The sequence below is a fragment of the Burkholderia sp. Bp8986 genome (assembly GCF_003854225.1).
GTDB lineage: Bacteria > Pseudomonadota > Gammaproteobacteria > Burkholderiales > Burkholderiaceae > Burkholderia.
The window spans coordinates 1-9489 of the sequence record NZ_QTQM01000083.1 but is presented as its reverse complement, the minus strand read 5'-3'; the positions used below and the strand labels follow the sequence as shown (position 1 = coordinate 9489).

Sequence of the window (9489 nt, the reverse complement as noted above, 5' to 3'; positions counted from 1 at the left end):
GCCGTGAGCGGGCCACCGCATAACGGCGTTGGGAAACGGCTGTTGCGTCCGCATTCATCGAGTGCACCAACGCCACGCGCCGGCAGCGACTCGCTGTAGAACAGATGCACGTGATTCGGGTGGTACGGCAGCGGCAGCTCGTGCGTGTCCTCGATCGTCGCAACCCGTGTCTCCGACGGCACCAGGTCAGCGAGCGCCTTCGTGACCGTGGTCTTGCCCGATCCCGTGCCGCCGACGAGCACGATGTTTAGCCGGTTCAGGATCGCCAGCGTCAGGAAGCGCTCGACGTCGCGTTGCGCGAGCGCATCGAGCATTTCCAGCTCGAAGCGCTGCAGCGTGACGACGGCCGGCGCCGCGAGCGCCTGTGCCGGATTGAACACGGGCGTCGCGCTCTTCACGTCGACGTCGCCCGTGTCCAACCGGGCGGCCACACCATCGACCGCATGCCCGACAACATCGCGAAACTTCGACGAAAACCCGTTCCCCACCAGCTCCGAAACTGCGAACTGGGTCGCGCTCGGAACACGCATCGTCAGCGACACCGTGCCCGGTTCGCACGCCGGCGGGATCACGATCTGGCCGCGCTCGCCGTCGGGCAGCCGCACCGGCTTTTCCGGCTCTGCCGCAGACAGCGCGGGCTTCGCCTTGTTGTAGATCGCCAGCGCCGGCGCAAACTGGAGTAACGCCTCCAATGATGCATTCGGCAGTTCATGCCGCTGCCAACCATCGCGCGTCTCCGTCCAGCCCTCATAGGGCCGGTTAATCGCGACCTCGGTTACGCCAGGCCGCTTCAGCCACTCGCCGATTCCGAGAGTTTTGAGGTGACTGCGTACCGTTACGCTGTCGTCGTATCGCATGTTCATGAGCACTCCGATGAGGGGATGTCGGTCCGAGTCAGGGCGTGGCCAGCTCGTACACGTCGGAGAAGTCGACGTCGCGCGCAACGAAAATCGTCGTCACCGATCCGTACTTCGAGAACGCGGTCGGCGGCACGTTGATCGTGTTCTTCAGCGTTTCGGCAGCCACCGATTCGCCTGCGCTCGACGTGTTGTTGAACTGGATCCGGTTATCGCCGCTACCAGAATTCGACGCGAGACTCGACAGAGCCTGGCCGGCGTCGCCGATCAGACTGACCATCAACGCCCCACCGAAGCGAGTCCAGAAATGCGTGTCGACGTAGGCTGGCAGGCCGCTGCCGCCCAGTGCATCCGCCGCCGGCGAATCGAGCTGGACCTTCACACCTGCCGGTGTCGTCAGGCGCGTCCAGATCACGAAGATCCGGGCCTGACCTTGCATCAACGCCTGTCGCTGCTCGCCCAGCACTTCCGACCCGCGCTCGATCAGCAGCACCTTGCCGTTCGCCGAATACACGTCCTTCGACACAGCACACGTCGTCATACCTGGATAGTCGGTGACGATCTTCGAGTTCTGCACACACGGGATCGTGGTCCCCGCGATCAGAAGCATGTCTCGGGACGGCATCAACTCGGCCTTAACCGTGTCGAGCTTCGACGGCCGAAACTTCGCGTCCAGACCATCCTTCGCATATTCGACCTTCGGGCCGCCAGCGCCGAGTGCACTCGTACCGCCGGCCGCCTTCTGATCGTCGAACTTCAGCAACACGTCGCCATCGAGTTTGCGCATCGCCGGCGTTTCGACGGCACTGGCCGCGACCGCCGCGCCGGTGCCGCCAGCAGCGGCAGCCGCAGGCACCGATGCTGCGCTGGTTGCATCGGCATGAGCGGGCTTCGCGAGTGCTTCGCTCGCAGCGGCGGCCGCCGCAGCCTCCTCGGCCTGCTGCTTTCTGATCCGCGCCTGGTCGCCCGCGAAATCATGGCGATCGTCAGACGGCTTATCCTTCGCCGCCTCGACCTTCGCGGCCTCGGACTCCGCATGGTCCTGCGCCGTCCACCGCTTGATCGCCACACCGACCGCCACCGCGCCAAATATGAGGATCAGCACGAGTCCGATCACAATCGGCAGGAGTCGGAACGGGCTCTAGCGCTTCGTGCGCCCCACGCCCGGGACACCACGTTCGCCGATGCCGATCGGCTCCACGGGCGCCGGAACGGAATTCTGGTTGATGTCGTTATTCACCGCTCGCCTCCTTGTGTTTCACGAGCCGCGCCGTGCCGGGAATCGAGGTGCCCGACGGATTCAGCTGGCCGTCTGGTCGATATGCGTTGTTACGGATGCCCAGCACGGCATCGTTCAGGCGCAGGTTGAATCGACGAGCGGTGTCGTGTACGACGAGCACAGGTCCGCGGACGTCGTCAGGATTGACCAGACCTTCCGAGCCGTCGTCATACACGCGGTAGATCTTCGGCAGGTCGCGGCTCGTCTTGAATTCGAAATACGTGAATCGACCGTCATCCCACAGAGCGGTCGGGGCCAGCGCCGTGTCGCCCTGCATGTCGTAGTCGGAATTGCTGGTCGACGCTGCGTTGCCAGTCTGCTCGAGCAGCGCGCGAGCTTCGACCGAACGCGCGGCAGCGGCCGCCGAGGCCTTCGCACGCGTGTCCGGGTAATTGAATGTCAACGACCAAACTGCCTCGTCGTGCTTCGCTACTGAAACCAGCTTCAGCACGTAACGGCGCTTGTTCGTCAGCAGGATCAGGTTCGTGCCAGCCTTGACCGCCTTCGGTTTGAAGAAAAAGCCGTTTCCGGCGGGGCCAGCAGTCCATGCTTTGCCGTCACCCATGCCAGTGGACTTGGCCATCCTTGCAGATGACCGCGTCCGTTCTCACCGGCGGGCGCTTACCTACAGCGGCCTGTGTAGCCACCGCGTAGCGGTACACCGGCGCCGACGGCTGCGCACCGCCGTGCATTGCGATCAACAGCATCACCAGGTTCGTCATCCGTGCATCGAACATTCATCCGTCGACGATTCAAGATGCGATGACAGCGTAGCCGTCGCCGCCACCGTCACCCAGCGGCCATTCACAAGCACATCGCGCAGCCACGAGCCGTTCAGCTCGTAGACGTGCTCCGTACCCATGCGAATGGGCTTCGGGCGGATCGAGACCGTAAGGCTTCGGACCTGATCAGCAACCGTGGACTTCAGTTTCATTGCGTTCCTCGAAAAATAGGCGAGGAACGCCCCTGTGGGGAACGTTCCCCACAGGGTTAAAAATGTGTGCTGCACTACCTCGCGAGTGCGGCCACGTCAATGACCGCATCGGCCTCTGCGATCAGTTCGGGCGTTTGCGAGATGAAAAACTCTCGCGCATACCCGCCCTGACGCAGGACCTCGCGCTTCATACGCATAAACTGCACCTTGCGATCGGGATCTAGCGGACCATCCGACTCGTCGCTAAAGAGCGTCTCGTACGGTTGACCCGCGTTACCCGCGATATACAGGGCGACGCCGCGTGTCAGGCATTCGTTGATCCACACTTTCTGACCACCGGACATCACGCCGACCGCTTTGCTCCTGTCGCTTTCGGCGTCGTACACGAGGATTTCGAATCCCTCGCGCGTTTCGCCATTGGCCAAGGTGCGCTGCGTCTGGATCTCGACCGTGAACCGCGTGCCATAGCACGCGAGCAGCAGGTCGTTCACCATCTGCGTGAGCGCCGGGCCAGCGTCGTCGATCGTCAGCGCGACCACGCCGTCATTGCCCAGCCCTTTCGCCAACAGCTTCCACTTCGCGATCTCGTCCGAGATGCGCTCTGCGAGTGCCTGCGTCGCTGAAAAGCCCTCGAGCTCGCGCTCGAGCGTCACCAGCGTCGTTTCTCCCGTAGCCTGACTCCGGATCAAAGCTTCGATCCGAGCGTCCATCGCGGTACAAACGTCACGACGCTCAATCAACTGTCGATCGACCTCCGCAATCGCCTGCGTCACATCGACAGCAGTCAGGCGCGACACTTCCGCCTCGACTTCACGCAACATCCCAGTGAGCCGCGTCGATTCCGACTCCCGACGTTTCAACGCCTCGCATCGCTCGGAATCGAGCGATGCGAGTTCTTCACGAGCCTTCGCCAGTCCGACCTCCGCCGCATCGAGCAAGGGCCTTCGTGCAGCAAGATCAGTGGCTCGTTGAAGGGCCTGACGTGCGTCCTTCAGCTCGGCGTTCACCTGCAGAAGCTCGGTCCGTTTCGCAAACAACGCGTCGACAGAATGCGTAAGTTCCTTCAGCTCCGTCTGGTGTTGTCGATAACGCGTCCGCAGGTCTTTCAGCGAGACGGTGTGGACATTCACTTGTTGGGCTGCATTCCTCGCTTGCGCGAGCAATGGGCACGACGCGTGGATATCCATCCCTGCACACGGTACCGATCCGATCACCGACGATTGCTCGGTCAGGGTCCGGATTAGGTCGGCTTTCGTCGTGCCCTCAGATTGCAACCCGGAGAGCGTCGACTCGACTGTGGCCGCTCGCAATCGCTTCGCATCAAGCGCTTCGATTGCCCGCTGCAACGGTTCGATCAGTGCCTCGTCCTTCCCGATTCGAAGCTGAGCTTCGTCCCGAGCGGCCGCAGCGCCGCGGATCTGCTCTGCCTGCCGGACAACTGCTGCGTGACCAGCGATCGTTTCCCGTAGCGCCGAAGCACGTTGGGCGAAGCGCTTGTCGTCGGCCTGCTTGTCACGCTCCAACGTCTGGAGCGATGCCTGCAGCTCGCTACGCCGCACGCCGAGTTCACCCAAACGCGCCGCCGTGCCAGCGTTCTCGTCCCGCTTGGCAACGAGCACGGCGTGTTGTTGCGTGAGCGTGGCGATCTCCGATTGCGCAACAGTACGCTTCTCGCGCGCAGCCGCGATATCCGCCGTGGTGCTCGCGATGGTCTTGCGTTCCTCGTCAACACGCTCGCGCTTTCCGGAGAACGCGGCGAGTTCCTGCTGCACGACACCGAGTTGCCGGGTGAGCGCTTTCGCGACGTCGCCAGCCTTCGTCGATAGCGCACGGAGGTGGTCGATCTTCAGTAGCTCCGCGAGGAGCCCCTTGATCTCAGTCGCGCCGTAAGACGCGAGTGGTCGACGGTTTTGCGCAGAGAACACGCTCGTGAAGAACGATTCGAGCGAACCGCATATCGCCTCAATGCATCGGTCGTAGGTTTCGCCCTTGCCGTCCGACACGGTGCCGTCCGGTAGCGATACCGGGCGCCACTCGCCGTCCGTCGAGCGATAGAACAGGAAATAGTCCGCTTTACCGGTCTTACCTGGCTTGCGGAATGCGAATGTCGATCGATAGCGTAAGCGGTCGTGCTCCCACTCGAATTCCTTGCGCGCCTGCACTCCGCAGATGTGATCCCAGTACGAGAATGCATCGACCGAGAGCTTCGACGCGCGCGACGCCATGATCCGGTACGGGTGCAGGTTGTCCATGATCGTCGTCTTTCCGGCGCCATTCGGACCGGTCAAGGCGATCAACCCGGCGGGCAACGACTCCAGATCGAACTCCACACTGTCGCGTTTCATCCCGTCCCGGACGCCAGTGAACCCTTCAAGCAACAGTCTCAGAGGTCGCATGACTGGATCTCCGCGAGCGAGATGGGCTGCAGATAGTCATCGGGCAGGAAGAATGGGACATCGTCGTCATCGATGGGAAGCGTCGGTTCGGGTCGGGATGCCGGCTTGCCCAACGTACCGTCAACGGCGGCCTGCACCGTTCCACAGAGGCGTCGAAATGCGTCCGACGTCTGTTTGAACATCGAGTCCCAGTCAGCACAACCGGTGAGAATCTGCAGCTCGCGGCCGGACCACTGACCCGAATATCCCGAATCGAATGACCACAGCAGGTTCTGCAGTTCAACGCCCGGCGTGATTACGATCTCGGCCTCATCGGCATCGACCATGTGGGTCAGCACCAACATGCCGTCACGCTGTGCGATGACCGCACCTCGTTGAGCGCCGAACGGTTGGTGAAAGAGCACTGCAGTGCACCCGCCGTGATCGACGAGAAGCTTCTGCAGCGACTTGGCGTCGGTAGTCGCGGTAAAGGACTGGGCCCAACGGACGCCAGCAGGATAGAGGCCAAACATGAGCACACTCCGATTTGAGACGGAGTGCGCCCCTAACGGGAACACGCCCCGTCAGGGTGGAAAAGAAGATGGATGCAGCGATGCTGCCGTCGATGCGCCAACGGGCGCGGGGTGAACCTAGTTTCGATAGCCACACGGGCTATCGGAACACGGCTGGTGTTCGAAAGGGACGGAAATCCGTCGGTGGGCGGCGCTACGCCGCGAACAGGTCATCGGAGAGCCACGACGGCTCGTCGGCGGGTGCCGGTACATCGGAACCGCCGGTCGCGGTAGTGTTCGCTGGCAACAGAGCCGATATAGCGCTCGATGTGCACGGCTGATCGGCGGGGGGCGCGCTGCCGCCGGCTAACCGCGCCAGAATCGAATCGGCGATCGCATCCGGATCCCCGATTTCGAGGAGCTGCAACCGATCAACCAACGGGGGAGCGTCGACATCGGCCAGCTCACACCAGCGAGCCAGCTTCGCATCGACCGTCGGCGCAGTGCTGACCCCTTCTGCACGGCTGCGCATCACGGGAAGTACGCGCGGCTCAAGCTTCACGCCCGCAGCCGACGAGAACATCGCTTCGATCGCCTTTCGGTCGACCAGCTGCTTATGCTCCTCGTCGATTTGCCAGCGAATGCGCACGAACTTGCCGGCCGACGCCGCTGCGAGGGCTCGCAACTCGTTCGTGTCAGGCGGTCCGTCAAACGCAACGGAAACCATCTCCCGCGACGGTGACGGGACCAGGACGGCCCGTGCATCGGAAGCGGAAACGTCCCACGACAGATAGCCCTTGTCGCCGAGCTCGCCGTAGTGGAAACGCCCGATCGACCCCGGATATCCCACCAACCGTCCGTCACGCTCCCACGTCTGATACTTGTGGATATGGCCAAGCATGAACGCCGAGCATTCCGCCGCAAACAGCTCGCCGAGACTGAATTCATGGTCGAACCCAGCCATCGTGACGCCGTGCTCGGTCTCACATCCATTGACCGTCCCGTGCGATACACCAATCGTCGGGATGCCCGCCGCGCGGAATCTCGCATTAGTCCGACCGGCTGCAATCAAGAACCCCGCGAGCGTATCCGCGAGATCCGTAGACGCAACCAGCGCACCCACGCGAAGCGCCAGATCCGCTTTATTCATCGTCGGCAGGCAGGTGAAGATCGCCTCGGGCTCGCATTCCACGTGATACTGAACCTCGTCTTCATCGAAGACCGGACCACGCGAGAACCAGAAGTGCCCGTCGTAGAGCGCCACCTGACAAACGCGATCCGCAATGGCCACCGGATACTGCGCGCCCATCAGCGCGAAGTTGTCCAGCGTGCCTGGCGGCTCATGCGAGAACGTGCCCTGCAGCATCAGCACCGGCATCGCTTGCGCGAGACGGTGCACCTGTGTCGCCAGCGCGTTCAGCGCTGGCGCGTGGGCGTCGAGACGATGGTCTGTCGAGTCCCCACTGATCACCGCCGCAACCGCTTCGCGCGCGATAGCGTCACCCACTGCATGCGAGAAGCACCGGTCAGCCTCGTCGAGGTTTCCCGGCGAATAATGCAGGTCAGAAAAATGCGCGATTTTCATCGACGCCTCCCAAAAAATGGCCGCCCGTGGGCAGCCAGAGATAGTTCGCGCCGAAATGCGGCGCAACACGGGAAGTTACGACCGAGACAGTACGTCTCGCACGCGCATCAGCGCGTTGCCGAGCAGGTTCAGCCCCAACCAAGCCGACGGATCTGCGATACGAGGGTCGTGCTCGCCCAGTCCCACTCCCCAGATGCGGTCATACGGGCTCGCCTCCACCAGGACCGACGTCCCTGTCGCGCGCAGCGCGATAGCGAAGGCTTCGTTCTGTCGAAACTTCTCTCGACAGCCGACGAACATGATCTTTTCGCGCGCCTCGAGCCAACGTTGCTCGTCGAAACCGCGCACCGACCGTCCGAGCCGCTTCTGTTCGCGTGGCGAAGTCGCCGCCAAAACCGCTTCCGCGGTAACGTGGTCATCGAAGCATGGCCTTCGCGTAGTCGGGTAAGGGAAGGCCATTGCTGGCCATCCCTCCCCTAAGAACCGGACTTGAAAGTTTCCCTTCATCCGGCTCAAGCCTTTCTAAACCTCAATCAAGAGGCCGGCTTACGAACCACGATATCTTGGCTGTGAACTTGCCTGTGGCAGTTTGGATGCAGAAAGGCGAGGTTGGAGATACTGCTGCTCCCGCCTCTCGACCTCCACCGGATGTGATGAACATGCCATCCGCTTTGCTTGGTGATCTTCTCTCCGCAGTGAGCACATTTACCACCTTGAGAAATCCAAAGTGATAGCAGCACGCGCCGCCCCGCCAGTGATCGAGCCATCCGAAGATTGAGACGTTCTTCGAAGTAGCTCTCACACAGTGGGTCGTAAGGATTCGCCTCGCCCTTAACCGCGACGTGTCGAACGATGGAAATACTGCTCAAATGTACGATCTTGAACAGTTTGACGTCGTCCGACTCGAGTTCTCGCTCCTCTGCTGCGAAAACCCAATCCCGCGATCCGATCCGATGGAAATACCGGCTCTTGATCCACGGGAGGCGTTTCCTAGGGTGCCTACGTTTTGCCCACTTCCACAGACACTGCCAGATCAAGTAGTCCACTTTGTGAAATGTGTCCTTCTGACCTGCTCCCCGCGTTTAGTACGGTGACGGTGTAGAGTCCGTTCCAGAGAGGAACGGCAATGAAAAAGCGATTCACCGAAGAACAAATCATCGGCATCTTGAAGGAAGCCGAGGCTGGCCTGAAGCCGGCGGAGCTGTGCCGCAAGTACGGCATCTCGGAAGCGACCTACTACAACTGGAAAGCGAAGTTCGGCGGGATGACGGTCTCCGAAGCGCAGCGCCTGAAGGAACTGGAGCAGGAGAACAGCAAGCTCAAGCGTCTGTTGGCCGAATCGATGCTCGACAATGCCGCGTTGAAGGACCTGCTGGCTCGAAAGTAGCAAGCCCGCAGGCCAAGCGCGAAGCGGTCCGGATATTGATGACCGAACGTGCCATGGGTGTTACCCGGGCCTGCGGGCTGGTAGGGATTTCGCGCTCGCTGTTCCACTACGAATCACGCCGTCGAATTGACGACGAAGCGCTGACTGGCCGGATGATGGCCATTGCCGCGCAGAAGCGCCGATACGGCTATCGTCGGATTCACGTGCTGTTGCAGCGGGATGGCTGCTTCGCCAACCACATGCTGTAATTGCGTCTCCGGCTAACGACGGAGGCTGCCATGGAAACGTATGTGGGTCTCGATGTATCGCAGAAGTCGACGGCGGTTTGCGTAATCGATGGGGACGGTAATCCCGTCTGGCGCGGAACAGTAGCATCGGATCCGCAGGCTGTTGATAGCATCATCCGACAGCAAGCCCCGGAGGTCCGGCGCGTCGGAATGGAAACCGGCCCTCTCGCAGTCTGGTTCTATCACGCACTGCGAGATCGAGGTGTTCCTGTTGATTGCATTCATGCCCGCCACGTGCACGCAGCGCTCGCGACGCAACTGAACAAGACTGAC

10 protein-coding genes and 2 pseudogenes are annotated in these 9489 nt (G+C 61.8%); 2 read left to right on the top strand and 10 right to left on the bottom strand.

The genetic code is table 11. The features are described 5' to 3' along the window. From DID99_RS35335 to DID99_RS38565, 10 genes and pseudogenes are all read right to left on the bottom strand, one after another. Positions 1-863, bottom strand: an 863-nt coding sequence (locus DID99_RS35335) for an ATPase, T2SS/T4P/T4SS family (RefSeq protein WP_124668614.1), incomplete at its 3' end; no start/stop codon positions are given. Between the two features lie 31 nt (positions 864-894). Next, a complete protein-coding gene (gene virB10, locus DID99_RS35330) occupies positions 895-1974 on the bottom strand; it encodes a type IV secretion system protein VirB10 (protein WP_260444773.1) in 1080 nt (359 codons plus the stop codon). 115 nt (positions 1975-2089) lie between these two features. Beyond that, positions 2090-2719: a TrbG/VirB9 family P-type conjugative transfer protein gene (locus tag DID99_RS35325; RefSeq protein WP_260444772.1), complete on the bottom strand. Its 630-nt coding sequence runs from the start codon at positions 2717-2719 to the stop codon at positions 2090-2092. A gap of 135 nt (positions 2720-2854) precedes the next feature. Continuing rightward, positions 2855-3070 carry a hypothetical protein gene (locus DID99_RS35320; protein WP_124668613.1) on the bottom strand — a complete coding sequence of 72 codons (216 nt, stop codon included), beginning with the start codon at positions 3068-3070 and terminating at the stop codon, positions 2855-2857. 74 nt (positions 3071-3144) lie between these two features. Continuing rightward, positions 3145-5466, bottom strand: coding sequence for an SMC family ATPase (locus tag DID99_RS35315; protein ID WP_124668612.1), 2322 nt, complete (start codon positions 5464-5466; stop codon positions 3145-3147). Further along, the gene (locus DID99_RS35310) at positions 5454-5978 is read right to left on the bottom strand and encodes a hypothetical protein (RefSeq protein WP_124668611.1); all 525 of its coding nucleotides are present in this window, start codon (positions 5976-5978) and stop codon (positions 5454-5456) included. The genes DID99_RS35315 and DID99_RS35310 overlap by 13 nt, the downstream gene beginning before the upstream one ends. Before the next feature lie 193 nt (positions 5979-6171). Next, positions 6172-7542: a metallophosphatase family protein gene (locus tag DID99_RS35305; RefSeq protein WP_124668610.1), complete on the bottom strand. Its 1371-nt coding sequence runs from the start codon at positions 7540-7542 to the stop codon at positions 6172-6174. Between the two features lie 75 nt (positions 7543-7617). After that, positions 7618-8001, bottom strand: a complete 384-nt coding sequence (locus DID99_RS35300; RefSeq protein WP_260444771.1) for an NADAR family protein — start codon at positions 7999-8001, stop codon at positions 7618-7620. A 74-nt stretch (positions 8002-8075) separates the two neighbouring features. Beyond that, entirely contained in the window at positions 8076-8492 is a 417-nt protein-coding gene (locus DID99_RS38570) for an HNH endonuclease (RefSeq protein ID WP_409362723.1), read from the bottom strand. 18 nt (positions 8493-8510) lie between these two features. After that, a pseudogene (locus DID99_RS38565) lies at positions 8511-8594 on the bottom strand (hypothetical protein); the annotation flags it as partial. A 74-nt stretch (positions 8595-8668) separates the two neighbouring features. Here DID99_RS38565 and DID99_RS38165 point away from each other — a divergent pair. Together DID99_RS38165 and DID99_RS35280 are read left to right on the top strand one after the other, a co-directional pair. Further along, positions 8669-9168 (top strand): annotated as a pseudogene (locus DID99_RS38165) (transposase); the annotation flags it as partial. Positions 9169-9207: 39 nt separating this feature from the next. Beyond that, positions 9208-9489, top strand: a 282-nt coding sequence (locus DID99_RS35280) for a transposase (protein WP_148094695.1), incomplete at its 3' end; no start/stop codon positions are given.